This is a genomic window from Brevibacillus sp. IT-7CA2 (assembly GCF_949767855.1).
Taxonomy (GTDB): Bacteria; Bacillota; Bacilli; order Brevibacillales; family Brevibacillaceae; genus Brevibacillus.
On sequence record NZ_CATKQT010000013.1, the window covers coordinates 25,308 to 50,884 of the forward strand.

The window sequence follows — 25,577 nt, forward strand, 5'->3', positions numbered from 1 at the left end:
GCTTTTTCATGTTTTATGAGGAAATTGGTGGTGGCAAGATGCAACTCGTTGAACAATACATGCGTTTGTGTGCGGGTCGACCTACTGAAGCGATTGGGCATCCGCTTGACATATCGTTAGCTGAAGTTGCTTCGCTTTTATTTTGTACATTGCGGAATGCGACCTTGACCTTGAAAAAAATGCAAAGCCAGGGATGGGTAGTCTGGCAGCCGGGGAGAGGGCGAGGAAATCGATCTGTATTGACATGCTTGCTTGCGCCCGAAGACCTGATTATGAGCGTAGCCAAGGAACTCGTGCAAAAAGGGGAGATTCGTGCTGCACGGGATATGATTGACGAGTATGGAGTAAATTTGCCTGTTTTGGGTGAAAAATTTTCACGATGGATGAATAGTCAGTTTGGACATCGTGTGAAGCGGGAAAAGGGAAGTAAGGGCAGAGTCGATACCTTGCGATTGTTTTACAGTCGACCATTCGCAGGGCTTGATCCGATTCATATTCTTCTGCGCTCCGAGTCACATATGGTCAAGCAGCTATTTGATTCTCTTGTCCAGTTTGATCCAGTCACGAGACGGATTGAAGCCGCTATCGCTTTTTATTGGGAAGCTAGTGAAGAAGGAAAGCAGTGGACTTTTTACTTGCGGAAAGGTGTCTTATTCCATCATGGCCGTTCACTTGTTGCTGAAGATGTGCGCTTTTCCTTGCTTCGTTTGATAGAGCATTCCTATAAACATCGCTGGCTAGCCACTTCAATCGAATCGATTACCGTCAAAGATGACTACGTATTGACGATCTCTTTGCATATGCCGGATGAATTGTTTTTACAGGCACTGAGCAAGGAATATATGGCGATTGTCCCCTGTGATTACGTTCTGGAGATGGGGGAGCAATTTGCGCAAATGCCAGTAGGAACGGGGCCGTTTCGAGTAGTCCGCAACGACGATTCCATGCTCGTACTGGAAGCGTTCACGCCTTATTTTGGGGGGAGGCCGTTCTTGGACAGAATCGAAATCTGGTGTGTACCTGGAATGGCAGCAGAAGCACAGGGAGATGAGAGCTTGTTATCCGTAACGGCTTTGGATGATCATCGTGATACGAGCTTTCTGGCATGGAGTGACGTTTGCAGATTGGAAGATTGTTTTCAATACGTGAGCTTGAATGGAGCAAAAAATGGCCCGCTGTCACATAGCGAGTTTCGGAGTCTCATGGTGGCTATCATTTGTGGACAAGCCTTGAGACAAGAACTACAGGGAACGAGAGAGCATGCAGTCATCTGGGGTGGAACTGAGTCGTTCCAAGAAAAAAGAGAGGTGCCTGATTCACAGGAGTTGGTTCGTATTTTCAAAGAGAGCGGGTATCAGGGAGAGACACTGTGGCTCTATACGTATCCAGATTCCGATCATATAGAAGATGCCCAGTGGATTCAGAAAACGTGCAAGGAATACGGAATTGCCATAGAGATCAGGTATGCATCCCCGGAGGAGCTTGCCTTGCCTTCGTTATTACAAGAGGCAGATTTGGTTGTGGATAGTGCGAATGTAGATGAAAGGGCGGAGCTGTCTTTACGAGAATTTCTATACGCTGGTGCGTTGAGTATTTCTCATCATTTAGATCTGCTTGGAAAGGAAGAGATCGCGTATTGGATGAACCGCATGTCGTGCGTCCAAACACCACAAGACCGACAAGCTTGCGTGGACAGTATCATGCATACACTTGCGGCTTACAGTACGTTTGTCCCACTGTATTCGAATCGGGTAGAAATGCTTGCACATCCGCGGTTATCTGGTGTAAGTCTGGATGCCTATGGCTGGATTGATTTCAGACGCATTTTTGTTAGGGAATAGCATAAATTTGTCACATAATAATGTGAAACCGCTTTCGTTTTTCATCGTATTATCATATGTAGTTATATATTATGCTCATAAAGTTCTTTGAGGAGGAACTATGCCGGTGTATACCAAAATCGAAAAGGACAAACACATTTTGTTTGCGTCTATTCGCTTGATGATCTGCGTCGGGCACGCCGACGGTTATATAGGAAATAAAGAAATGGATCGTATTCATGAAATCGTGAATTCGGAGCATTTTACATTGAAAGAACGACAAATTTTAATGGATGACATGGATTATCCGAAGCGTCCGGAGGTCATCGTGGAAGATCTGGTAGCCATGACGCAGGCTGAAAAGCTCGTTATGATGCGCAAGCTTTACCACATGGCATTGATCGATCGGAAGCTATCACCGTCGGAGACAAAAGAGATTGCCCGTATCGCATGCCTGATCGGAATCTCGGAGGAAAAGCAGCGTCAAGTAGAAGAGTGGATTCGCGAAGGGATTGTTTGGCGCGAACGCTGGAAGGATATTGTAGGCGAATAGCCGGGGCCCCAATATGATTGGGGTCCTTTCGTTTTAGGTGGAAGCGTGGCGCAGCCTCGTTATCTACAGTACAATAAGAAAAATAACGTCTCAGCGAGTGGCAACGCTATGGATGAAGGAGGAGACCCTATTTTGCGGATCTTGGTTACGAATGATGATGGCATCGATGCTCTTGGTATCAAGCGGTTGGTAGAAGCTTTGCTCACTTTGGAGGAAACGGAAGTCTATATAGTGGCACCGGTTGAAGAGAAAAGCGGGGTCGGACATGGAATCACTTATCGCAGTGCACTCGCGCCTGAACAGCGTGATTTTTACGGAATGCCGGTGAAAGCGTGGGCGGTCAATGGAAACCCTGCAGACTGTGTAAAAGCTGCTTACCACCTCCTGTTTGAACATGGGAAAAAACCGGATATCGTATTCTCGGGGATTAACGTCGGGACGAATCTCGGACGTGATATTTATTACTCCGGTACGTGCAGCGGTGCCAGGGAGGCGGTAATCTTGGGTGTTCCCGGTGTTGCCCTTTCCTATGATAACTGGTTCGATCAAGACAACTACGGCGATGTAGTGGAGATGATTCGTCCGATTGTAAAAGAATTCAGCAATCGTGCGGTTAAAGGAGAACTGGCGTCAGAGGTATTCTGGAATATTAATATCCCGCATGTACCGCTTGCTGAGGTGAAAGGAATGGTTCCGGCCACCTTGTCCATGAACCACTATGAAGACAAATATAGCGAAGAAGCAGAAGGCTATTATTTGGCACGCGAGTACCCTCAAGTCATGCCACTGGCGGAGCCGCTGGACTATGATTTGCTCAAGCATGGCTATATTGCGATTACCCCTGTCCACATTGACGCGACAGATCGGACTCTCTTAAAACAAATGGACAATTGGGCATTGCTAAAAGCTTGGGGAAAACAGGAGGACTAACGCATGAATGAGGAATTTTTCCCTCCGCTAACCCCCGATGACACCCTGTGTTCTCCAGACGAGTCAACACAGGGAGAGGTTCTCGATCCCGTGGTTTATCACGATTTGTACAAGCTGGCAGAAGAAGAGGGGCTTCCTTACTTTGTCCGTCTAAGTGGAACGGGCGAAGTGGAGCTGTATTTGGTGTTCGAATCGGTGGATGCTTTCAGTGAGCAGACGAGAGATGCCGTTTCGCTCGAGTTCAAGACATATCAAAATAAACTACTAGCTGTTATTTGGACACTGTCGGACCCGCTGAATCCACTTGGTTTTCCCTTGACGTTTGACATAGCGCGTGCTGATGAGCGAAGCATGGCCTTGAAAATGATCGAGCAGCCGTATACCTCTTTGCACTACTTGGCTTACACGGATCGAGAGCTTATCCACATCTATTCCGAATCAATCTCTTTTTCCCCAGCGGAAGTGGCTCGTACGCATGAGATGATTCAGGCGCTCTATGAGGGAACACCCGATACACTTCCAGAAGAGGTGCAGGTGCGTGAGGAAGAGACCGAAAGCATCTCAGCGATGAGCTTGCCTGGGTCTGTTTTTACAGAATCGGGGATGGCCTTCGTATTGCGCTACAAGCACATGAGAGATGTCCATGGTGAAGAAGGAGCCCAGCATTTATTGATGAGTACTGTGCAGCAAGCAGTGTGGGTTATGCGCAGGCACGCCCGTAGCGAGGTCCGGGATACGTCCTTTACCGTATGGGCTGCGGAAGCGGACGATTACGCGATGATCGTGTTGACGCCAAGTCTCTCGCATTTATTCGAGGTCGTTCATATGTCAGAGGATGAAGCAAATCCGTTCTCGCGCTTTTTGATGACCTTGCCGGAGTACGTGCAGACGCAGGACGCTTCTCCCTTGCAGTTGGGCGCCTATCCACTATTGCGTTATGAGAGCGGTTGCCTCTATCATTTGGAGCTGGATGAAGATGTACAGAAGCATCTCGCGCAGGTGTTTGCGAAAGCGTTTCCAGGAATGTCTGTCCCTTACCTGTAATTGTTGAGAGATTGTGAAAAAAGACTCACGCGGGAATCTTTTGGTCTTCGATGAAATATGGGTAAATAAGTCATTTTTCAACAAAGGATATGACAAGCGGGAGTTCGAATTAGGTAAGATAGACAATCCATTGGGGAGAGGTGACGACGATGTACGCTGTTGAACCCAATTTGTTCCAGGCTGTTTCTGAATGCGCCCACCGTTTTCAAGGGGAGATTGAGCTACTGGCACAACGTCATGCGCTTACGATCGAAGGAGGGCTTCCTGCCTTGGAGCTGCAGGTACATCCGCAGTTTCAGGCTTTACTCGAGTACAATCTATGGGGAGAAGCCGGCTTAGTAGTTATCCATGGGAAATTACATAAGCGCGATCACGTTTGGACAGATTCGTTTTCTGTCATGATGAAGTTTTCCTTGACGCATGATCCGAGTATCGATATCGAGGGAAAGAAGCAGCGCATTGAAGAGTATTTATACGGGGAAGCAGAGTACTTCTGGAATATCCCTCCTGCTGGTCATGTCGGTCATAGTGAGCTGACCTTGCGTTTTACCTACCAGCCTGGATCGAACCTTCTTGCGGAATATGTCAGGAGTGTTTTGGGAATCGTAACCGGAAAGATGATGGCTGCCTAACGCGGCATGAAAGATAAATGGCTCTCCGTCACAGGAGGGCTATTTTTTTCGAAGGAGGACAGAAATGCGCTTATTCATAGCACTGGATATTCCAGCTGAGGCTGCCGCTTATATTGCCGATGTTCAAAAACGGTTGAAGCAAGATGTGACTGCGGACAGGTGGCAGTCTCTTGCTAATTTGCATTTGACTCTGCATTTTCTTGGGGAGGTGGATGAGTCACTCGTACCCGCTATCTGTGAGGATATGGATATCGTCAGCGCGATCATCCAGCCATTTACCCTGCGTGTTGGTAGCTTTGGGGTTTTTCCGAATGCCCTGCATCCACGTGTGCTCTGGCTGGGACTGCGCGGCCAACTTTCTCCTCTCCAGCAGCTCCATTTATTGTTGGGCAGACGGTTCGAATTGCACGAAGGCTTGTCCCACGATCGGAAACAGTATCGGCCGCATATTACGCTGGCCCGCGGTCCGCATCGCAACGGAGATGAGTTGGCCCTCCAGGATTGGAATGAACGTTATTTAGCGCAGGAGCCGCCACAATGGAAGGCACGGCATTTCCATTTGTATCGTTCCGAGTTGTTGCCGGAGGGCGCCGTACATACGATGATCCACACGAGCACGTTTGATAAAGATCACAGCAAAAAACAAGCGTTGCCTGAATAGACTAAGAAGAAAGGATCAGGGAAGCCTTCCAGAAAGCGGTGGAAAGCGGATGGGTGAGTTCACGACCGGCATTCTTTATCCACGCAAATACGAACCGAAAGTACTGATTGCCTTATCCAAGACAGAGCAGCCACACTTCCACAGAAACGTCAACAGCGACTGGAATGCATTTTTCCTGCAGGATGAGTGGCTGGAAACCTCCACGACGCTTGATTTTTTGCTGAGACTGTCCAAGCAATTCGTACCCCTCCTCTGGTTTCATGACGCTGAGGACAATGGCTGGGGCTTTCGCTTGTTCGATGCAGGCTTCGAGGTTGCGTCAGCGACAATCAGCTACTCGCTCGATGTAGAAATGGCGGAAGCCGAGTTTGGCAGGCTTTATCCAGAGATTGACCTGCAGGAAGGAATCGTAGACAGCGAGGACGTTCGGCAAAAGTATGAAGACATACTGGAGAGGGTAGTGCGTTCGGAGTTGTATCGGCGCGAGGTAGGTAAAGGAATCACACGTATCAAGCCGCAGTCGTTTGGTCGGATCGTGGGTCCGAAGCAGATTCAGCAGTTACGTTCCCTTTTTGATTTGCAGTTGTTGACGAATGTCGATGACGACACAGGAGCTTCACTGTTATACGACTCGGTTGACCTGTTCAAAGAAATTTTGGGAATCGAAGAGATGGTGTGGGTGAATTATGCGTATTTAGCAAGCGGAGGAAGAGAGTAGCCCAGTGCATCATCGCACTGGGCTTTACACTGCCACTTACTTCTTTTTCCACTGTCCAAAAATTTCATCCACATCGAGCAGCATGATCAGCTTGTCGTTCATACGGGCAATGCCGTGCAAATACTTGCCCTCTACACCAGCGATAATGGGTGGGGCAGGCTCGATCAAGCTTTGCGGAATATTCATGACCTCAGAGACCGCATCCACGATAATCCCGATGTTCAACCCATCCATCTGTAAATCGACAAAGCGAGTGTCATCCGTTTCTTCCAAAGGTTCCAGATCAAACATTTTTCGCAAGTTGATTATCGGTAAGATCCGCCCACGCAGATCAATGACTCCTTCGACATATGGTGGAGATTTTGGAAAACGTGTAATGGGCAGCGGCTTGATAATCTCACGTACGAGTGAAATCGACAGTCCGTAATATTCATTCCCCATTTTAAACAAAATCTGTTGGTCAACAGCTGCTTCTGTCTCCCAATCCGAACCGTTGCTTCTTTTCGTCATTTCCATGTGCACTATTCCTCCCCGAACCGCTTTCCATGTCTTTACCCATATTGTACCATGGACAAACCTACTCAGGACGTTTTTTTGTGAGGGCAAAGACTTATGAACTAGTTTCAGGGGATAATCTGCAAGGAAGCGAGAACAACAATGGTCATGCTGACTCCAAAGTAACAAAAAGAACAGACCGACAAGCGTCAGGCTCGTCGGTCTGTTTTCTTGATTATGGTTCACGAAGGTCGTTCAATGAGATTCCTTGCTCGAGCGCGAAATCAAAATCATCCACATCGTAAAATTGAACAGGCACGATATATTCCAATATCCGATCCTGATAATCAGGCTGGTCTGTGAGAAGTGGCGCCTCAAATTTCATAGCTGTCAACAATAGCTGTGTCTCTACGGGATCAAATATCTCCCCCCACATGGCGTTGTCCTCCACTTTTACGACCGTCAGGGTCACACCGTTCGGAAAAGAAAAGGGAACCTTGGACCATGGTGCTATCAGTCCTTTTTCCATTCGCTTGCGATTGAATGGGTCGGCAAAAAATTGGCTCATTTCTTTCATAATCCGCCGGACATACTGATCATCAGTAGAGTAGGGCATGATAGGTTCAGGACTCTGGATAAATTCGTCCAATTCATAGATTGTCGACGCGGGTATCAGATATTCTACTGGTTGCGATGGGACCATCAACTCCCCGTAGATAGCCAACATGATCGCTTCTATAACGAATTGTTTCGACATTTCGACAACCCTCCTCGTTACCATCATACAAAAAATTAGGGGCACCGTACAAGGGTGACGAGTAGGGCTCAAAAAGTTCAGGGAGGTTGCATCCTTTGTTTGAATCTGCCTTTTTTTCGTCACTGCTACTCATCATTACCATCAACATCGTATTAAGTGGAGATAATGCCGTGGTCATTGCCATCGCTTGTCGGAAGCTTCCTATCGAACAACGAAAACGAGCCATATTGTGGGGGACGTTTCTTGCTATCATCGTACGCGTGATCGCTACGATTCTTGCTGTTTATTTGCTGAAAATCCCGTATCTATACATGATCGGCGGAGTTATCCTACTATGGATCAGCTACAACCTGTTACGCGAGGACGAGCGAGAGGAAGCGATCAGCTCGAGTGAAGACTTGGTTCAAGCGGTCAAGACGATTGTCGTAGCAGATGTGATGATGGGACTGGATAACGTACTCGCCATTGCAGGGGCAGCACAAGGAGATATCGTCCTCATCGTGTTGGGTCTTTTGATTAGTGTGCCTCTCATGATTTTTGGCAGCCAGCTCATTCTAAAAGCAATGGAGCGCTTTGTATGGCTTGTTTATGTTGGTTCAGGTGTCCTAGCTGTGACAGCGGTGAATATGATTCTAATGGAAGATACGATGCATGAGTGGATCGCCGGGAGGCTTTGGCTTGAATATGCAATCAGAATTGGGGTGGTTGCTCTCGTGTTAGTTGCGGGATATTTGCAACGTACGAAAACAACACGTACCCACGCATGAAAAAACTGAGATGAATAATGAATCTCAGCTTTGTCCTGGGCCTATAAGGTTTTGACGATCGTCACGCTCATCCATTCTTTATCGTAGAGATCGATTTCATAGGTGCTGGCTACTTCAGAGCCATCTTCATTGGTAAGAATCCGGATTGTAGGTCGATTCACTGCCAATGGATTCACTTTGGAAACGACCCCCGTATGCCCTGTACTCAGCAATACAGTTGAAGCAATTGGATAAATAGCGACGTGCTGCAGGAATAGCTTGAGCAGGTCGAGGTCGAAATAGGTGTTTCCTGTAGCGAACAAGTACTCGGTAGCATCACTCGGCGAATAGCTTTGCCGAAATGGACGCGGGGAAACTAAGGCATCGTAAACATCAGCGATTGCCACGATGCGTGCATACTCGTGAATGTTTTTCTCACACAGCTGACGGGGATATCCTGTTCCGTTGTATCTCTCGTGGTGCTGTAGCGCACAGTGTGCGGAGACGACTGAGATGTTATGCTGATTCCGCAAAATATTGAAGCCTTCTTCGGTATGGTATTGGACACGTTGGCGTTCTTCTGCACTTAACTCGGTACGCATGGTCCAGAGCTCCTTGGGAACCTGTGTCATGCCGATGTCGAACAAAAGCGCACCAATGCCCAACTCCATCATCTGCTGCTGGTTGTAGCCTTTGGCCATCCCTACCACACCAGACAGAATGGCGACATTGACAGCGTGATGAAAAAGGTAACCGTCCAACACGTGAAGACTGGACAGGTTGACCAAGATATCTTTGCGACTGCTCAAATCTTGAAAGATTTCCCGAAACACCTTTTGAAAACTGCTCCCGAAATCAGGTGCGGACGTACGGCGCTTGATCTGCGGCTGATCCATGAGGGTAGTCATCGTTTTGTACACGGCATCCACGGCTTCTTTACGCGTCTCATCGCGGATTACATCTTCCGGCATGATATCTTCTGTGTGCTTGTCTTGAATGTAAAGGGTATCAATTCCCAATTGAACAAGCCGTTCAATGTAACGGGGGGTTAGTTGTACCCCGATCCCCAACAGAACGTTCCCATTTTCTTGGAACACGCTCTTGGCGATAATATCGCCCGGCTTTACCGAAGTAATATGCAATTTTCTCACAACGAAAGCCCCAGTCCTTTTTTTGTGGAATGTAAATAGTCCTGATTTTCAGTCAGTTCATGTAGTGCCATTTTATCACAGTAGAACATGGGGAGACTACCGCTGTTGAGGTACTTCTCTCAATTGTCATTTTTTCCCTTATCGAAAAACACGATTATTGCTCGGCTGCGCGATCTGAACGTGTAAACCAGCGGAAAGGGTTGAGTGACCAGCGAGGTTCGTAGCGGGCATAGCGCTCCTTGCGACGAGTCAAGCGCTGCTGCATAAGATCCAGTTCAAAAGTAACACGACGCATTTCCAAGCGAAGGGACTCTTGCATTTCTTCGATATCCGCAATCTTTTGCAGAATGGTCGATTGCATATGATTCATAGAAGAGAGCTGTGTGAGCTCTTGCTGAAATTGGACGAGTGTCTCGTGAACCGTCAATTCCACTTCTCGCATGCCCGTTCCCAGCTTGTTTGTGGCGCTGATCGTAACGGCGGTTTCTTCCGCGCCTGCGAGTTCTTCTTCCATGAGCATTTCCTCAGACAGGCGCCCTTCTTCTATTAATTGGCGCTGAATATCTTTTAACGAGCTGCTGCCGTTGTCTTTTCTTTCCTTTACTTCCTTGAGCAGTTCAAAGCCTGCTTCGCTGATCAAATAGTGACCCTGCGGATTTTTCAGACGTTCCTGTGCGGGTACGAACAAGTCCAGCCAGTTACGCAGTGTACGAACATGCACATCAAGGCGATCAGCTACCTCTTTTGAAGCCATCCAAACTTGTACATCCATCCCGAATCACTCCTTTTTTTCCTCTCGGTATTCCCGGTGGACTCATTATAGCACCAAAATTTTCCGGGTAAGAGAGAATCGACAAAGGTTCTAAAAACTAGTGATCTTTCGTCCGATTCGGACAGATCGTCGCATTTTGTCAAATTTGGTTGTCTGCTCATAATGACCGGGACAGGCGCGTACATATGGAAGGAGTAAGCATGTTTTTGCTCGTTGGGTGAGGAGAGGACCGGATGATGCAATCTGTTTTCTGGATTGTCCTTTTGACTGCTGCCTTGGCGAGCAGTATCGGGGGACTGCTGTTATGTCTGCGTGCCTGGTCAACCGAGGCTTTGTTTGCGATGATCAGTGCAGGGGCTGGGCTACTGCTGGCGATTACGCTGCTAGATTTGATGCCACATGTCTTTTCTGACAAAAGCCTGTGGTTGATGCCATTTGTGCTCGTTGGCTTTGTGACGCTTTTTGCTCTGGAATTAATTAGCAAGTCGAGCGGAGAGTTTGGCTCCACGGGAATTATTGGGGTCATGACAGGTTTTTTATTGCATGCATTTGTCGAAGGGGTCTCATTAGTCGCTAGCCTGCGGATGGATTCAGAAGTAGGGGTATCCGTATTGGTGGCGATGCTGCTGCACAAAATCCCGGATGGCGTAACCATTGCCTCTCTTTTGCTGGCAGCGACCAATTCGAGAAAGAAAGCATTTTGGGGGGCGACATCCCTTGGAATCGCGACGATTGCGGGAGCTCTCAGCTTTGGTTTTGCCGAGCAAATGTTTCCACCGAATTGGTCTGGCATTATGTTGGCCATGACGACCGGTATATTTCTGTATGTATCCGCCAGCCATCTCGTCCCTTATATCGGACAAACCAAAAAGGCACAGTACGGAGTTTATTTTGTTGGTGCCATGGCCGTGTATCTGATTTTGTCTGCCTATTTGCACGCGAACCACTTGCATGCATAAAAGGTCCCATTCCTAGCCAGTCTAGACTGGAGGAAGGGAGTGTGGACTGACAGTATGAACCATCAAGAGCAAATGCAAACAGACGATCTTTTGCAGTCACTGACTGAATTCCCGGTTATGGGGACATCGTTGAATCCATTGCAGGAATCGTGGGCTTCCTCTGACGTTCTAACTGCGCTAATCGATCAGGCAGGAAGTACTGATTAAATGTTTTTGTACCGCCCCTCTCGTTTATCCCCTCGTATCCATGGACAAGATCGGTTATAATGCAGGGGAATAAGTTGGGAAAGGGGCAGATACATAATGAATACATTGTTGCAAGGAAAGAACATCGTCATCATGGGCGTAGCAAACCACCGCAGCATTGCCTGGGGAATTGCGCAATCCTTACATAATGCTGGAGCGAATCTGATTTTTACCTACCAAGGGGAGCGTCTGCGTGAAAACGTGGCGGCACTCACGGAAAAAATGGGAGTAGAGTCGCTGTTGGTAAATTGCGATGTCACGAAGGATGAGGATGTCGAAGCGGCTTTTGCTGTGATCAAAGAAAAAGTGGGCGTTATTCACGGTCTAGCGCACTGCATCGCGTTTGCGAAAACGGAAGAGCTCGAAGGCGAGTATGTTAACACATCCCGCGAAGGATACGCACTGGCACAAGACATTAGCGCATTCTCCCTGGTAGCAGTTGCTCGTGCTGCTCGTCCTTTGATGACCGAGGGCGGTAGCATCGTGACCTTGACTTACCTTGGCGGTGAGCGCGTGATTCAAAACTACAACGTAATGGGTGTAGCCAAAGCTGCGCTTGATGCATCTGTTCGTTATTTGGCAAACGACTTGGGTAAAGAGAACATTCGTATCAATGCGATCTCTGCTGGTCCAATCCGTACGCTTGCTGCAAAAGGAATCCGCAATTTCAACACCGTACTGAAGGAAATTGAGGAAAAAGCTCCATTACGCCGCACGATTGACCAATCGGAAGTAGGCGACACCGCTCTTTTCTTGTTCAGCAATCTTTCCCGAGGAATCACGGGTGAAATTTTGCACGTTGATGCTGGCTACAGCATTATGGGCGGTTAACCAGAAGTAAATTTCCCGAAAAAGAATAACAGGCCCCGCTTTCTCGCATACTATACCCAAAATGCGTGAAAGGGGGCCTGTTTTTTATGTTTCCATTGATTACGAATATGGAAGAATTCTTGATTTATATGGGTGGCGGCTTTCAGTACTTACCTGCCCATCTCGGCGATGAAGCGGGAGGTGCGGGTCTTTCGTCCGAATCGCTCCCGGGGGATACCGATGCACAAGCTGTGACGGGCCCGGGTAATCGCGACGTATAAGAGACGACGTTCTTCTTCAAGCGCACCGGAGCCGCCTTTTCGCAGCTCATCCAATGTGTACTCATGAGGAAGGGCACCTTCTACCAGATCGGGCAAGAAGACGTGGTCGTATTCGAGACCTTTTGCCCGATGAATGCTTAAAACATGAACAGCTTCGTCCGGGAGTGGTCGCATATTGCGCCACTCTTTTTCTTGTCGCGCCATTTGATCGATATAAGCCAAAAAATCGCTGATTGTCGCATGGCGCTTAGAAGCTGCCAGTATTTGCTGCAGCTCATCGCTCCAACGTTCCCGGCCATCTTCCCGGTCTTTCGCTCGTTTTTTTAGATAGTCGCGCAGTTTGCCATCCTCATAGATGAGCTCCAACGCCTGAGCAGGTGAAATATCCTTGCACGCGGTGAGAATCTCATTGATTTGCTGCATGTGCTTGCGCTGATACGGTTTGAGCTGTGTCAAATGAGGAAGAACGTGCAGAATCGGCTTGTCCTCGATGATTGCTTGGCTGCGCAAGGTATTCCACATTTCAGCTGAGATGTAGAGGGTCGACAATATTTCTTTAAGTGCATCGGTGTCATCCGGGTTTAACGCGAGTCGCAAATAATTCAGCGTCCAGCGAACCGTCTGGCGTTGGTAAAAGGAATCTTCCTCTTGCGTGTAATGAAAAGGAATCCCTGCTTCGCTCAGACGCTCCAAAATGGGGCGTGCAGATTCAGTGGTGCGGTACAAGATCGCGCATTCACCCAAAATGGCCCCATGCTCACGACGATGGATAATTTCATCGACGATTCGGGAAGCTTGTTCTTCTTCGTCTTCCGGCTCGAATAAATACGTGTCGCCTTCCTCGCGATGAAAGGACTGACATTCCTTTGCCCACCGCTCTCGGTTGTGACCGATCAGTGAGTAGCCAAGACTGACAATCGAGGAATGGGAACGGTAGTTGACCTCGAGTGTAAATGTCGACGCCTGCGGGAAGTCTTTGGTGAAGCCCAAGATGTACTGCGGATCACTGCCGCGAAAGCCGTAAATCGACTGGTCGTCATCCCCGATGACACACAAATTGTTTTGTGGAGCGGCTAATAGCTTGACCGTCTCGTACTGAATGCGATTGATATCCTGAAACTCATCGACCATCACATAGGTAATGCGTTCCTGATAACGGCGTAGGAGTCCTGGATCATCGCGCAGCATTTCGTAGCAGCCAATGAGCATGTCGTCAAAGTCAAACCATTGATGCTTTTTCTTCGTGGCCTCATACAGAGGATAAAGCTGGATCGCCCGTTTTTCTGCATCGCTCGTTGCTTCCCGATACGCGACCTCCTGGGGGCGGATGTATTCGTTTTTCCAGCGACTGATGATGCCGAGTGCTTCGGTGATCTCGGTTTCTTTTAACGTGGCAAGGTCGTCATGACCGAGCAGTGCGCCGGTCTCGCGCATCAACCGCCATTTTTGCCAATCCTTTTTCAAGAGGCGCTGCTGATCCCAGCGTTCTGGCTGGTGATGCAGGAGCATTCGGTAAAAGATGCTGTGGAACGTACCGGCAATCAGCTCACGTGCTTGTCCAGCGGGTAGTTGCCGGGCAATGCGCTGACGGATTTCATCGGCGGCTTTGGTCGTAAAGGTCACGACCATGATTTGATTCGGCTTTACGCCCAAATCTGAGATCAAGTGAGTCGTGCGTGCAGTCATGACGCGCGTCTTGCCACTTCCGGCTCCCGCGAGGATGAGAAAAGGCCCCTCGGTAGCGTGCACCGCTTGCTGTTGTCCCGGGTGCAGCGATTGATCACGCATTTGCTCAGCCATGTGAGAAATGGTCTTCTTCGGCATCAAGCGTTTGCGGAAAACCGGTGGCTTCGGAGCTGGCGGGGGAGGCGTCGTGCTCGTGCCAATCGTTCTCTTTTTCGGAAGGCGAAAGGAGCCGATGGTCGGTGTATTTTCTTCGTCTATGGATGCCTCGCTGTTCTCCTTGGTTGAGAATGCGAGTGGTTCTTTCGTGTTATCGACGCTGTGATCCTTTTCGACCGTAGCAGCCAAGACAGCCTGAAAGGCAGTGGCAGCCGTCTCATTAATCGCTTGTAGCGAATCGAGAGGAGCAGGACCATTTTCCGTCAGAAGCGGGCACTCTGCTCCTTCAGGATGGAAGAAATGCGGCTCAAAGCTGATGCCAGCATGAAGACGAAGCGCCGATGCACAGGCTGGACAGCGTACCTTGTCCTGCCGGGCAGCCATGCGCCAAAACGGTATGCGGTTGTAGTTCTCTGGTAGCAACAGGATGGGTTTGTTGTCTAGTAAAGCGTAGTTCATCAGGACACCTCGGAAACAAGAAGTGCCCCCTGTCGGCAGGGGACACTTGCCATTTTGGTTGTTCTTTTCGATTAGGAGTGCAGCGACACGATATCCTTAGGAAGAGGGGACGAATCTTCTGCTCCCAAATATGTGATGCTCACCCGTGTAATGCGATGGTTTTCCAGTTCACTGATCGTAAAAAGATAGCCTTGGAATGTAACGGTTTTGCCTTTCGCGACCTCTTCATTTAACTGGCTGTAGAGCCATCCGGCAATGGTGTCGACTTCGTCGGAAACGACTTCAATCGATATGTAATCATTCAGTTCTGTCAAGAGAGTTTTGCCGGAAACCGAGAGCGTATTGCTGGAGCTTTCTTCAATTTCAGGGCGCTCATTTTCATCGAACTCATCCTGAATATCTCCGACGATTTCCTCCAAAATGTCCTCCATTGTTAACAACCCTGCTGTACCGCCATATTCATCAATCACGATGGCGAGTTGGGAACGGCGTTTTTGCATTAAGCGCAAGACGTGGCTAATTTCCATGGATTCCGGCACCGTCAATAATGGACGGAGAAAATCAGTTAACTCTGCTTTCCCTGTCGTTAGTGCAGAAAGGTAAAAATCAGAAGTGTGCACAAAGCCAATCAGCCTGTCCTTATCCTCATGAGCAACGGGAAATCGTGAATGGCGAGACTCTCTCATAATTTCGAGGTTTTCATCAAACGTGTTGTCGTCGTAGAGGCAAATCATTTCAATCCGTGGGATCATAATTTCCCGGGCAAGACGTTCGGAAAACACGAAGACATTGTCGACGAGAGCCATCTCGGTCTGGTCAATGTGACCACTTTTATGACTCTGGTTCATGAGCAGGCGGATTTCTTCTTCTGTATGAGCAGATTCGTTTTCGGTGGCAGGCTCGACTCCAAGGCGTCTGATCAGTAAATTGGCTGCTCCGTTTAAAAACCAGATGAGCGGGTAGCTCAGCTTGTAAAAAAACATGAGCGGTGCGGCAGTCCATAGGGAAGTGGCCTCCGCTTTTTGAATTGCCAAAGACTTAGGCGCAAGCTCTCCGAAGACGATATGTAAAAATGTGATGATAGCAAAGGCAACCGCAAGTGAGGTCGGACCGACCAAGTAAGATGGGAAATGAAAAAATGCCATGACGGGCGCGACGTAATGGGCGACGGCAGGTTCACCGACCCAGCCTAATCCCAGCGAAGCCAGCGTAATTCCGAGCTGGCAGGCGGACAGATAGGCGTCGAGCTCTCGTGTGACTTTTTGCGCGTAGCGGGCACTTTTGTTATTGCCTTCACTGACGAGCTGGGTCAGACGAGTTTGGCGAACTTTTACCAACGAGAATTCTGCTGCGACGAAGAAGCCGTTCAGAAGAACCAAAAATACCACGAGCAGCAGATTCAGCGTAATCTCCCCTATCGGACTCTCCAAGCACACCTCCGCCTCCCGCAGTGCGAAAGGTGGAGAATTCACCTCCGATACGATAATGGTATTTTACATGTACGACCAAAAACGGATAAATATTCGATCTAAAACCTGCAATGGATATGCTTTTCATGAGCCATGCTACAGGTTTACTTGTTACTCGTAAGTATACCAATAGGTCAACCGAACAGTCAAAACGTTCCGATTTGAACGAGCGCATTCTTAGGTAATACTTGGACATACCTGCTTCTTTCCGATCATAAACATAAACGAGCACGGTCCAAGGGGGAGAGCGACGTGTACTGGCTGCAAAAAAGTCTAGCGATTCTCACAGGAAGCGTGCTTCTAGGGGTAGGAGTCAATCTGTTTTTGGTTCCACATCGCCTGATGGACGGGGGCATGATCGGGATCGGTTTGTTGGCGACGTATTACATGCAGATGCCGCCGGGGCTCGTGATGATTTTGGTAAGTATCCCTGTGTATGTCATCGTCTTTTTTTATGATCGCCGATTGTTTTTTCACAGCTTTCACGGCATGCTGATTTCTGCTTTCTTTATAGACATTCTCTCGGATATGCGTGGTTGGAATCTATGGTCAACATCCTTTTCCGCTGTAACTGGCGGCGTGTTAATCGGAATGGGGATTGGCTTGATGCTTGCCTACGAGACGAATACGGGTGGGACAGACCTGCTCGCGCAATTTCTTGCCAGGCGATACAAGCTGCGGGTTGCTTTGCTAATTTTTCTAATTGATGGGTTGATCGTACTCTGCTCGATTCAAACGATCGGGATGGAGAGATTGATTTTCTCTTTGCTGACAATCGTTGCGGTTGCGGCGACTACGCATATGTTCAGTGGACTCGGACGACCTCTGCCACCGTATACGATCATTGGCCCGCTTTTTTCGCGTAAAATGGATGGTCGCTCGTCGCGGCTCTATGTAAACACGTACACGAGATATAGGAATAGGGAAGGGGAAGGCGATATTTTGGAGAAAATAAATAGGAAAAGGATGAAATGAGGGACTATTTTGTCTGGACAAGCATTTCAAATGATAACGGAGCGTGTTGGATATTTTCCCGGTCATGTTAACATAGGCCTTGTTATTGGTGAGCATGGAGCGATCTTGATTGATTCTGGTCTGGATACCCAGAACGCAAAAAAAATCAAGAAAGGACTGGACGCTATCGCCCAGCCCTTGTGTGCAATCATTCAAACACACTCTCATGCCGACCATTTCGGTGGCAACGCCTACTTGTTCGGATGCTGGCCCGAAGCAAGGGTCTATGCGCCACCGCTGGAAGAGGCGATCATTCGGAATCCGATACTTGAGCCCATTTACTTGAACATGGGTGCAGCACCACTTGAGGATCTCAAAAACAAGTTTTTGTTGGCGCAACCTTCTCGGGTGGACCACCTCCTTCCACTGGATGAAGGGATCGAAATTGCTGGCGTACCTTTCTATATCCTTTCTCTGCCGGGGCATAGCTGGCAACAGGTTGGCGTCGTCTGTGACGAGATTTGCTTCGCTGCCGACAGTTATTTAGGCGAAGAGGTTTTGGAAAAGCACAAGCTGCCGTTTCTTGTGGATGCGCATGAGACCCTACTTAGTCTACATAAGCTGCTTGCAACCAACTACAAGGGATACTTGCCTGGGCACGGAGCATATACCACCACCTCTCATGATGCCGTGAACAAAAATATTGCTTGGCATGAGCGGATTTTCTCGGTGATCTGCGACATTTTAGTAGAGGAGAGAACACCAGAAGAAGCGTTAACTCTCCTGTGTGAGCGTTTACACATTTCCATAGAGAATGCTTCGAGCTACGTCCTGTTTCGGACGGCGTTTATGGGTTACTTGGTCGGGCTTCAGAAAACAAAGAGGGTGGCATACCGGTTTGAACATAATCGGTGGTTGTGGAGAACAGTTCAGGATGGAGCGGAGGGAGCAGACAGGTAATCGGCGATTTCTGCTAGCTTATGCTCTGCAGCTTCGCGGACGGCCTTGGGAATGAAAAAAACTTCTTCGGATGTGGTGTTCATATAGAACTTTGCTTCTAAATACGGATGACCCAGTTTGACATTCAGTTCCCCTTTTCCGGTTGTTGTGTTGGTGTAGTTCGTAGGGATGCGCAAAAAATACGCGCTGCTGCTGGCGGAATCGTACATGACGACATCGTACGTGAGCATACTGTCCCCGCCTGATCGATGAAAGCCTTGTTGCCGCAGCATTTTGTCAACATAAGAGAGTGGCTGAACGACACCGGTAAGGGTCTTGTTTTTTAACCGCATGGACATCCTCCTCGGTTCAACCATTGAGAAATCAAGCTTACTCCATTACTATGTACGGCAATACCAATTCAGACTTGTAGAAAAAGAAAAGAAGGAGTGGACGAGGATGGAATTTATAGCAGATTTGCACACACATACAAAAGCGTCAGACGGTACCTGCGAGCCAGCGGAAAACGTACGTTTGGCGAAGGAGGCGGGACTTGCTGCACTGGCGATCACGGATCACGACACGGTAGCAGGGATTCCAGAAGCAATGGAGGCTGCCCGCGCACTCGACGTGGAAATCATTCCGGGAGTTGAAGTGAGCTCCGTAGGGAAGGGGCAGGATATTCACGTTCTCGGCTATTTTGTCCCGTATGAAGATCCAGCTTTTGAAGAGCGTCTCTTTCGTTTGCGAGAGACAAGGCATGAGCGTAACCAACTGCTGATAGCACGGTTGCAGGAGCTCGGTATCGACATTTCATTGGAAAAGGTATACCGCCGCAAGCAGGGCACGGACAAAAACATCGGGCGACCGCATATTGCCGAAGAACTGATAGAGCTGGGCGTCGTTTCTACGATTGCGGAGGCCTTCGATAAGTACTTGGGCAAAGGGGGAGCGGCTTATGTCAATCCTCCACGCATTACCCCGCAGGAAGCAATCACGCTAATCAAAGAGGCTGGCGGAGTGGCGGTGCTGGCTCATCCGGGTCTGTATGACGATGATGAGTTGGTCCAGGAGTTGATCGTATTCGGATTGGACGGGATTGAAGTCAATCACCCGGACAACGATGAGGTACAAAAAATGCGCTACAGCAAGTGGGCAGCACAATACGGACTTGTTGTAACGGGCGGTTCTGATTTCCATGGCTGGCGTGGAGAGGAGCCGTTTCATGCGATGCTCGGCTCCCATACCGCAGCGATGGATGCTGTTGAACAGCTACGTGCGATTTCGGCGAAGCGGAAGGCGTAATTCATCCATACGTAATGGAAGCGACCCTCTTCTCTTTTATGGGAAGAGGGTTTTTTTGTGATCTTAAAACAATGCGAGTAGAAATGATATCCCTAACCACAAGCATAGAGGAATGAACAATGCCGTATCTTGACGGGCAAACTTCGTATTTTTTACTTTTTTGAAAAAGCCAATGTAGTTGAAGTCTCCCACAGCCCGCAGGACAAATACAGCGGCACAGACAATGCATCCCCATTGAATCAAAGAAGGGGCTATTACGGGCGGGAGATAACCGCTCTGGGCAAGCAAAAGGTAAGCGGCACAAGTCAACAAGCAGGCAACGACGATCGTACCACCTTTCCGAGGGGAAAAAGTTCGACGTGAATGATCAGCAGTTGTGGGAATGACGGAATCTGTCCCCCATTTTCCTCCGAAGGCCCAATAAAAATGCAGCAAGGACACGATGACTAAGAAGATAGCAGATGAGATAGGGAAAACATGCGTCATGGGAATGCCTCCTAATGATTCGTAAGGTTTTTGTAGAAGATACGCATCCGTATGTTTTGGGTGAAAAAATCCCTGTGCAAGACAATCTGTCAGGCAGGAAGGGGGTAATCAAATCCAAGTCATAAAATGATGCAAGGGTGTAGACATATCAAAAGGCGCTTCTAGCTCTCTGCGCACGAGCCAACCAATATAGAGGAGGTACGCGAGTTGAGCGCGTGCCTTTGCATCAGCGGGAGCCAGCCCTTTTTTCTCATACAAAGAGGCAACGAAGCCGATCCTGCGCTTCTCGATTTCCACGAGACGTTTGGAAAGGGCAGGATGCTGTTTCGCCCAGTTGTAGATGGCGGCTTCGATTTTCCGTTCGCTACTAAAAACGCTCGACAACAGCTGTTCCAACGACATGTTGTCTGAGTGTGGCGCTCGAATAATCCGCTCGGTCGCATGCTCCTCCCAATAATCGATCATGGAGTCCAGTAACGCTTGACGATCTGTAAAGTGATGATAAAAGCTCCCCTTGCTGATCTTTAGTTTTCTGGCGAGAGGTTCCACACGGACAGCGTCAATGCCTGCTTCAGCCAACATATCGAGCCCTGCTCGAATCCAATCTTCACGTACGTATTGCATGGCTCACCTCAAAAGATACGATATCGTATGTTTCTGATTCCATGTTATTCCACCGAGTGAGAAGTGTCAAGAAGCGTTGAATTTTGTATTGACATTCACACTAGTGTAAAGCTTTAGAATCGCAATCAAGAGCGATAGACCTTGCATGTAGCGCTGGTTCATCTCGCTTGCAAAAAAATGAAAGGAGTGTCAAACAATGAAATCAACATCAATTCCTGCGTCTGTATCAGTTATTGGCCTTGGTAATATGGGAGTAGCACTCGCGGATGCTTTTCTAAAAGGCGGTCATCCAACCACTGTCTGGAACCGTTCAGCAGATAGAGCCAAAGGTCTAGTCGAGAAGGGGGCAGTGCTGGCGGGCAGTGTAGCAGAGGGCTAGGGTGCTGACTCTTTTGAGCGCGTGATTGAGGCAATTCGGAAACCGCTGGTGATTTGATTTTTTTGGTTGAAATTTAAAACAACCTCGCTTCGCATGATGATCATAGCGAAAACGAGGTTGTTTTCCGACTAAGGGGATTGAGCTGCACGCAGCTTTTGTTATTCGCGAATGGATTTGACCATCGCAATATGCTCGATACCCGCATCGTCAAATAAGTCGCCAAAAGGTTCATAGCCGAGCTTTTCGTAAAACCGTTGGGCTTGCGTCTGTGCGTTCAGCTTCAGGCTGTCATACTCGTGTTGTTTGGCTAGCTCTTCCATCGCGAGCATGATTTGGCGGCCCAGCCCGGTACCGCGTTCTGTTTTAGCAACCGCCACCCGTTCAATTTTTCCCACCCCAGGTGCGTACGTACGGAGACGGTTTGCGCCCACTGGCTTTCCATCGCGGTAGGCCACAAAATGAATCGTCCCGCCATCCAATGTGTCATGCTCATCTATTTCCAACTCTTCCGGTACTTCCTGTTCCTCGATGAAAACGACGCGGCGTACGGACAGGGCATCCGCCAATTCTTGTTCAGTGGTGACTCTTTGGATCTGGTAGGTTTGCAGGTTCATCGATATTCGTCCTTTGTTAGAAAATATCCCTCCCTGCGATGGATACGCAGTGAGGGTTGGTGATTGAGGAAAGGGTGTTTATTTTTTGAGAAGGAAAGTCTGGTAAACGCTCCAGATGCCATCCTCGAGCTGATAAATCAAGTGGAAGCGATCAATCTCGCTGTTCAGGTCAATTTTTGCCATGCTTAGTTGGCCGGTTACATCTCGCAGCTCATCGTCGGACAGGTCGCGCCCGATGGTCAGATGCGGTACGTATGCATAGGTTTCTTTTTCATTCACACACTGATTGGCAATCTTTTGATGCAGCTCATTAAATGGTTCTTTGTTTTGCACAGCCAAATAGATCACGTTGTTGGTAGGGTGGAAAGAAGATACTCGATGGAAATGAGCCGAAAAGCTGTCGGTAGAGGAGGCAACCTGCTCCAGATGGCTCACCAGCTCAGGCAGCTTGGCTTCGTCCAGCTCAAAGGCTTCCTTCAAACGGATATACGGAGGAACCAAAGCATAGCCCGGGTCATAACGTTTCCGGTAAGAGTTGGCAACTTCTTGCACCTTGCTAGATGGGAATATTACGATACTGTACATCATCAGGACCACTCCTCCTTACTATCTATCATGCTCTACAAGATATTATTTTAACAGAAAATTCTTCATTTGTGTAATGTTAAGCGTGGGTCCGTATATTCCTTGCGCCTAAGGAAAGACTGTGTAGTGCAAGGAGGTGCCGCACTGCATGTATACGGCTATGATGATCACATTCATTTTTCTCGTTCTGCTTCTACTGTCTGTGCTGACCTTCACCATCTTGACTGCGATACGAAAAGGAGAATTCGAAGAGGCACTCGTATCCACTATCAAGGATGAAGGTCCACAAGAAGAACAGCCACGGTAAGTTTACCCGTAAAGCGTCTTAAGCATACGCGGTAGATTGCGCTGCCAGTGGCCCCACGTATGGTCACCCTCAAACGTTTCATAAACGAGGGTGGCTTTTTTCGTGCCCAAAATCTCGCGCAGTTCTTCATTGGCCGCAAGAAGATTCAATGTGCCGCGCCCCGTGCTTACTGCCGTTTCCTCCGTCCCAATTTCCAAATAAATGGTTTGTGGTACGGAAAAGTCAGCGTCAGCTACCAAACGATTTAGGTTTGCGTCCATGGCTATCGACTGGCAGGCAACTTGTCCAAACGTATGTGGATAGTTAAGAGCAGTGAACAGAGAGACAACCCCGCCCAAAGATTCGCCAAGAAGTGTTCGTGCGTTCCCCAAAGGATGTGTGGAGTAATGCGTATCGACATAGCTCACGACTTCTTCGGCGAGGAAGCGTCGGTAGGCCATGTGCTCCTTGCCATCCGGATGATAACGGTCGTTCCGTTTGCTTTTCTCGACAGGGAGAAAGACAGCGATGATATCAGGCAGTTCTTTGTCCTGATTCAATTGATCCAACAAAGTAGCCATCCGGCCCATTGCCAAGTAATCTTCTCCATCCTGTACGTAGAGGACTGGATACGAGTAGAGTGGCGAGTAGCGTTGGGGTGTGTAGACAACCAGCTTTTCCGGCGTCCCCAAATGCCGGCTTTTCAAGACGATTTCCTCAAGGGCCACTGCGGTGTCCTCCTTATTGGGATATTCTGTTCATTATTATACAGGAGGGAGCGGGCATGCCCAATAGTTTGGGTGCAGGGTCAGGCATTGGGCGAAAGATTGTCGCAATTTGGTCAGCGTGTGATACTATGGTAGGAAACGACTTCACTCGATTTGTGGAAGGGGTTGTCTCTTATATGAAGAAGCAAGTACACAGCATCGAAGTCAGAAACGCTGCTCTCGCACGTTTGGCAGAACGCGGAGTGACGTTGGATGATATCGCAGAGATCGTCTATCTCATGCAGTCGCCCTACCATCCAGATCTCACAATGGCGCAGTGCATCGAGAGCGTGAAAGCGGTCTTGGAAAAAAGGGAAATGCAGCACGCCATCCTGGTTGGCGTTGAGTTGGATACGTTAGCAGAAAAGGGCCTCTTGTCCGAGCCGCTCCAATCCATCATCGCGTCAGATGAAGGACTGTTCGGATGCGACGAAACATTGGCACTAGGCTCCGTATTTGGATATGGAAGTATCGCGGTGACCACCTTTGGACATTTGGATAAACACAAGGTCGGGGTGATTAAAAGACTGGATACCAAGTCGGCAGAGGGACGTGTTCACACATTTTTGGACGACCTCGTGGCGAGTGTGGCAGCCAATGCATCTAGCCGCATGGCCCATCGGATGAGAGATGAGCAGGAGGCGGAATTGGCACGAAGTGAGGCGTTGAAGCAACAGGAAGCGGAGCTGCGTGTTGAGGAGAAAGGGAAAGGGACGGAGCAGGCTGGGTAGGTTAGGTATGGGATGAGGGAGTTTGTTTCGATCGTTACCTAATTATCTTGTTTGTTTTCATCTCTATTGAATAGTTTTCAGCTTAGCAGGAGACCAATTCTTCACCGGTGTAGCTCATATGCTTGATGCGTCATGTATGATGTGATGCCATCTTGTAGGAAATCCCCATGTTTTGTAGGGGGATGTGGGCAGCAGCGGTGGGGAATGGCTTTTTACAAGGAAAAAACAAGCCTGATTTCACTGGGTTTTTTAGTGTTCTTTTGGTACGAGTGAAAATTTTTACAAGAAATTATTCATTTCCTCTTGAAATCCATTTTACGATACTGTATAGTAATAAATGTGATCGACGTCCGATACGATTCGGGCCCTTAGCTCAGTTGGTCAGAGCGGTCGGCTCATAACCGATTGGTCGTAGGTTCGAGTCCTACAGGGCCCACCATTAAACGATCACACACATATCCCATGATCCGGTAGCTCAGTTGGGAGAGCACCATCTTGACAGGGTGGGGGTCGCTGGTTCGAACCCAGTCCGGATCACCATAGAACGAATGCTGAAACCCTTGGTAATCAAGGGTTTTTCTTATTTTTGTAGCGACCCCGCTTGTTCCCCTTTTGTGCGAACAAAAGCAAATTGGTGCCGAAATGGTGCCCTTTATTCGACTAAAGATTTTTTGGTGCCATTTGGTGCCGAAAAGAACATCTCCCCGAAAGCATCCGCTGTTTCCTTTTGCATGTGTGGAGTAACGTGCGAGTAGCGATCCAGCATCTTCACGCTCGACCATCCCATACGCTCAGCAATTCGCTTGTTGTTCTCTCTCATTTTTAAAAGCATAACAACATGAGTATGACGTAAATCGTGGAAACGAATTCTTTTCAATCCCGCTTTTTCAGTTAGGCGATAGAAAGTGCGATTGATGTTTCGTGGTGAAACTGGAGTGCCTAACTGTGTGCATATCATCAGGTCGTTATCCTCGTATATATTTCGATTTGCCATCTTTTCTTCTTTAGTGCGGTAGCGTAGTTTTTCTAACTCAATTGCTGTTACCTTATCGATGCCAATGGAGCGGATACCTGATGCCGTTTTTGCTCCTGGCTCCAGAGTTTTTCCGTCATGGTTAAGAATTTGGCAAACGGAAAGGGTACAGATCCGTACTCCACGTAGAGTACAGTCAAACTTTTTCCATCATTAGAGCGCGAAGCCTAAAGAAAATCTTTAAAGAAAATATTAAAGAAATATACTCGCGATATGTCACTCGTATTTAGAGTGGCATTTTTTATTGCAGTGAAAGGAGGGAGATACCAATAGTCTATTAGAGGAATGAGAGTTTGATATCATCTATGAGATTGCTTTGAAACATGATTGATTATGTGGAAGAGTACAGAGATACCTAGACTGATAAGAAAGGAGCTAAATCGTGTCTATCTAATCACGAAATATGGCTCAGAATCGACGTTAGGAAAAGGAACGGGTCCTTCTGGAGAGGTAGAAGCATGCGGGTCGTGCGAGCCCCGAAATTCAGATAGACTTAAATTTAAAAAGTCACTTCCTATTCACAGAGCAT

General features: G+C 48.3%; 29 protein-coding genes, 2 tRNA genes and 1 pseudogene. 19 read left to right on the top strand and 13 right to left on the bottom strand.

The window, feature by feature from the left end; genetic code table 11:
- Positions 1-38: 38 nt before the first annotated feature.
- The 7 genes from ACM6JA_RS10940 to ACM6JA_RS10970 all read left to right on the top strand — a co-directional run bounded on the left by ACM6JA_RS10940 (position 39) and on the right by ACM6JA_RS10970 (position 6,358).
- Positions 39-1,841 (top strand): SgrR family transcriptional regulator, encoded by a 1,803-nt coding sequence (locus ACM6JA_RS10940; RefSeq protein WP_414852370.1) that lies wholly within the window; start codon positions 39-41, stop codon positions 1,839-1,841.
- A gap of 100 nt (positions 1,842-1,941) precedes the next feature.
- The gene (locus ACM6JA_RS10945; protein ID WP_048033900.1) at positions 1,942-2,373 is read left to right on the top strand and encodes a DUF533 domain-containing protein; all 432 of its coding nucleotides are present in this window, start codon (positions 1,942-1,944) and stop codon (positions 2,371-2,373) included.
- A gap of 108 nt (positions 2,374-2,481) precedes the next feature.
- A complete protein-coding gene (gene surE / locus ACM6JA_RS10950; RefSeq protein WP_414852371.1) occupies positions 2,482-3,303 on the top strand; it encodes a 5'/3'-nucleotidase SurE in 822 nt (273 codons plus the stop codon).
- 3 nt (positions 3,304-3,306) lie between these two features.
- Entirely contained in the window at positions 3,307-4,347 is a 1,041-nt protein-coding gene (locus ACM6JA_RS10955; protein WP_414852330.1) for a hypothetical protein, read from the top strand.
- 149 nt (positions 4,348-4,496) lie between these two features.
- Complete coding sequence (locus tag ACM6JA_RS10960; protein ID WP_414852372.1) at positions 4,497-4,979, top strand: hypothetical protein; 483 nt, start codon at positions 4,497-4,499, stop codon at positions 4,977-4,979.
- A gap of 64 nt (positions 4,980-5,043) precedes the next feature.
- Entirely contained in the window at positions 5,044-5,640 is a 597-nt protein-coding gene (gene thpR, locus ACM6JA_RS10965; protein WP_414852331.1) for an RNA 2',3'-cyclic phosphodiesterase, read from the top strand.
- Positions 5,641-5,689: 49 nt separating this feature from the next.
- Entirely contained in the window at positions 5,690-6,358 is a 669-nt protein-coding gene (locus tag ACM6JA_RS10970; RefSeq protein ID WP_173617072.1) for a hypothetical protein, read from the top strand.
- Positions 6,359-6,394: 36 nt separating this feature from the next.
- Here the strand turns inward: ACM6JA_RS10970 and ACM6JA_RS10975 are convergent, their stop codons facing one another.
- Together ACM6JA_RS10975 and ACM6JA_RS10980 are read right to left on the bottom strand one after the other, a co-directional pair.
- The gene (locus tag ACM6JA_RS10975; RefSeq protein WP_414852332.1) at positions 6,395-6,874 is read right to left on the bottom strand and encodes a chemotaxis protein CheW; all 480 of its coding nucleotides are present in this window, start codon (positions 6,872-6,874) and stop codon (positions 6,395-6,397) included.
- 214 nt (positions 6,875-7,088) lie between these two features.
- Complete coding sequence (locus ACM6JA_RS10980; protein WP_007716952.1) at positions 7,089-7,610, bottom strand: hypothetical protein; 522 nt, start codon at positions 7,608-7,610, stop codon at positions 7,089-7,091.
- Positions 7,611-7,696: 86 nt separating this feature from the next.
- Between ACM6JA_RS10980 and ACM6JA_RS10985 the strand changes: the two genes are divergently transcribed.
- Positions 7,697-8,377 carry a TerC family protein gene (locus ACM6JA_RS10985; protein ID WP_414852333.1) on the top strand — a complete coding sequence of 227 codons (681 nt, stop codon included), beginning with the start codon at positions 7,697-7,699 and terminating at the stop codon, positions 8,375-8,377.
- A gap of 41 nt (positions 8,378-8,418) precedes the next feature.
- On the opposite strand, the gene ACM6JA_RS10990 is transcribed toward ACM6JA_RS10985, so the two are convergent.
- Positions 8,419-9,507: an HD-GYP domain-containing protein gene (locus tag ACM6JA_RS10990; protein ID WP_007716948.1), complete on the bottom strand. Its 1,089-nt coding sequence runs from the start codon at positions 9,505-9,507 to the stop codon at positions 8,419-8,421.
- Between the two features lie 154 nt (positions 9,508-9,661).
- Complete coding sequence (locus ACM6JA_RS10995) at positions 9,662-10,279, bottom strand: MerR family transcriptional regulator (RefSeq protein ID WP_414852334.1); 618 nt, start codon at positions 10,277-10,279, stop codon at positions 9,662-9,664.
- Positions 10,280-10,512: 233 nt separating this feature from the next.
- On the opposite strand from ACM6JA_RS10995, the gene ACM6JA_RS11000 reads away from it, so the two are divergent.
- The 3 genes from ACM6JA_RS11000 (at position 10,513) to fabI (ending at position 12,315) form a co-directional block, all read left to right on the top strand.
- Positions 10,513-11,238, top strand: coding sequence for a ZIP family metal transporter (locus ACM6JA_RS11000; RefSeq protein WP_414852335.1), 726 nt, complete (start codon positions 10,513-10,515; stop codon positions 11,236-11,238).
- Between the two features lie 54 nt (positions 11,239-11,292).
- Entirely contained in the window at positions 11,293-11,445 is a 153-nt protein-coding gene (locus tag ACM6JA_RS11005) for a hypothetical protein (RefSeq protein ID WP_414852336.1), read from the top strand.
- A gap of 96 nt (positions 11,446-11,541) precedes the next feature.
- Positions 11,542-12,315 (top strand): enoyl-ACP reductase FabI, encoded by a 774-nt coding sequence (gene fabI / locus ACM6JA_RS11010; protein ID WP_414852337.1) that lies wholly within the window; start codon positions 11,542-11,544, stop codon positions 12,313-12,315.
- Between the two features lie 149 nt (positions 12,316-12,464).
- On the opposite strand, the gene ACM6JA_RS11015 is transcribed toward fabI, so the two are convergent.
- Both ACM6JA_RS11015 and ACM6JA_RS11020 read right to left on the bottom strand, forming a co-directional pair.
- Positions 12,465-14,876, bottom strand: a complete 2,412-nt coding sequence (locus tag ACM6JA_RS11015) for a UvrD-helicase domain-containing protein (RefSeq protein ID WP_414852338.1) — start codon at positions 14,874-14,876, stop codon at positions 12,465-12,467.
- Positions 14,877-14,947: 71 nt separating this feature from the next.
- Positions 14,948-16,312 carry a hemolysin family protein gene (locus tag ACM6JA_RS11020; RefSeq protein ID WP_414852339.1) on the bottom strand — a complete coding sequence of 455 codons (1,365 nt, stop codon included), beginning with the start codon at positions 16,310-16,312 and terminating at the stop codon, positions 14,948-14,950.
- A gap of 285 nt (positions 16,313-16,597) precedes the next feature.
- Between ACM6JA_RS11020 and ACM6JA_RS11025 the strand changes: the two genes are divergently transcribed.
- Both ACM6JA_RS11025 and ACM6JA_RS11030 read left to right on the top strand, forming a co-directional pair.
- On the top strand, positions 16,598-17,320 hold the full coding sequence (locus ACM6JA_RS11025; RefSeq protein WP_414852340.1) for a YitT family protein: 723 nt from the start codon (positions 16,598-16,600) through the stop codon (positions 17,318-17,320).
- 9 nt (positions 17,321-17,329) lie between these two features.
- A complete protein-coding gene (locus ACM6JA_RS11030; protein WP_414852341.1) occupies positions 17,330-18,259 on the top strand; it encodes an MBL fold metallo-hydrolase in 930 nt (309 codons plus the stop codon).
- On the opposite strand, the gene ACM6JA_RS11035 is transcribed toward ACM6JA_RS11030, so the two are convergent.
- Positions 18,229-18,591, bottom strand: coding sequence for a hypothetical protein (locus tag ACM6JA_RS11035; protein ID WP_414852342.1), 363 nt, complete (start codon positions 18,589-18,591; stop codon positions 18,229-18,231). The genes ACM6JA_RS11030 and ACM6JA_RS11035 overlap by 31 nt on opposite strands.
- Positions 18,592-18,697: 106 nt before the next feature.
- Between ACM6JA_RS11035 and ACM6JA_RS11040 the strand changes: the two genes are divergently transcribed.
- The gene (locus ACM6JA_RS11040) at positions 18,698-19,543 is read left to right on the top strand and encodes a PHP domain-containing protein (protein WP_414852343.1); all 846 of its coding nucleotides are present in this window, start codon (positions 18,698-18,700) and stop codon (positions 19,541-19,543) included.
- A 63-nt stretch (positions 19,544-19,606) separates the two neighbouring features.
- On the opposite strand, the gene ACM6JA_RS11045 is transcribed toward ACM6JA_RS11040, so the two are convergent.
- Together ACM6JA_RS11045 and ACM6JA_RS11050 are read right to left on the bottom strand one after the other, a co-directional pair.
- Positions 19,607-20,029 (bottom strand): DUF3995 domain-containing protein, encoded by a 423-nt coding sequence (locus ACM6JA_RS11045; protein ID WP_414852344.1) that lies wholly within the window; start codon positions 20,027-20,029, stop codon positions 19,607-19,609.
- A 108-nt stretch (positions 20,030-20,137) separates the two neighbouring features.
- On the bottom strand, positions 20,138-20,653 hold the full coding sequence (locus ACM6JA_RS11050) for a TetR/AcrR family transcriptional regulator (RefSeq protein ID WP_414852345.1): 516 nt from the start codon (positions 20,651-20,653) through the stop codon (positions 20,138-20,140).
- A 196-nt stretch (positions 20,654-20,849) separates the two neighbouring features.
- Here ACM6JA_RS11050 and ACM6JA_RS11055 point away from each other — a divergent pair.
- Positions 20,850-21,026: pseudogene (locus ACM6JA_RS11055) on the top strand (NAD(P)-binding domain-containing protein); the annotation flags it as partial.
- Between the two features lie 164 nt (positions 21,027-21,190).
- Here ACM6JA_RS11055 and ACM6JA_RS11060 read toward each other — a convergent pair.
- Both ACM6JA_RS11060 and ACM6JA_RS11065 read right to left on the bottom strand, forming a co-directional pair.
- Positions 21,191-21,646 (bottom strand): GNAT family N-acetyltransferase, encoded by a 456-nt coding sequence (locus tag ACM6JA_RS11060; protein WP_414852346.1) that lies wholly within the window; start codon positions 21,644-21,646, stop codon positions 21,191-21,193.
- Positions 21,647-21,724: 78 nt separating this feature from the next.
- Positions 21,725-22,234 (bottom strand): YjcG family protein, encoded by a 510-nt coding sequence (locus ACM6JA_RS11065; RefSeq protein ID WP_048033880.1) that lies wholly within the window; start codon positions 22,232-22,234, stop codon positions 21,725-21,727.
- A gap of 145 nt (positions 22,235-22,379) precedes the next feature.
- Between ACM6JA_RS11065 and ACM6JA_RS11070 the strand changes: the two genes are divergently transcribed.
- Positions 22,380-22,538 (top strand): hypothetical protein, encoded by a 159-nt coding sequence (locus ACM6JA_RS11070; RefSeq protein WP_017250308.1) that lies wholly within the window; start codon positions 22,380-22,382, stop codon positions 22,536-22,538.
- 2 nt (positions 22,539-22,540) lie between these two features.
- Here the strand turns inward: ACM6JA_RS11070 and ACM6JA_RS11075 are convergent, their stop codons facing one another.
- On the bottom strand, positions 22,541-23,245 hold the full coding sequence (locus ACM6JA_RS11075) for an alpha/beta hydrolase (RefSeq protein WP_414852347.1): 705 nt from the start codon (positions 23,243-23,245) through the stop codon (positions 22,541-22,543).
- A 176-nt stretch (positions 23,246-23,421) separates the two neighbouring features.
- Here ACM6JA_RS11075 and ACM6JA_RS11080 point away from each other — a divergent pair, with 176 nt between their 5' ends.
- The 3 genes from ACM6JA_RS11080 to ACM6JA_RS11090 all read left to right on the top strand — a co-directional run bounded on the left by ACM6JA_RS11080 (position 23,422) and on the right by ACM6JA_RS11090 (position 24,555).
- The gene (locus ACM6JA_RS11080) at positions 23,422-24,015 is read left to right on the top strand and encodes a phosphatidylglycerophosphatase A (protein ID WP_173617498.1); all 594 of its coding nucleotides are present in this window, start codon (positions 23,422-23,424) and stop codon (positions 24,013-24,015) included.
- Between the two features lie 362 nt (positions 24,016-24,377).
- Positions 24,378-24,454: transfer RNA gene (locus tag ACM6JA_RS11085), tRNA-Ile, on the top strand.
- Positions 24,455-24,479: 25 nt separating this feature from the next.
- A tRNA-Val gene (locus ACM6JA_RS11090) sits at positions 24,480-24,555 on the top strand.
- Between the two features lie 112 nt (positions 24,556-24,667).
- Here ACM6JA_RS11090 and ACM6JA_RS11095 read toward each other — a convergent pair.
- Entirely contained in the window at positions 24,668-25,009 is a 342-nt protein-coding gene (locus ACM6JA_RS11095; protein ID WP_414852348.1) for a tyrosine-type recombinase/integrase, read from the bottom strand.
- Positions 25,010-25,577: the final 568 nt, after the last annotated feature.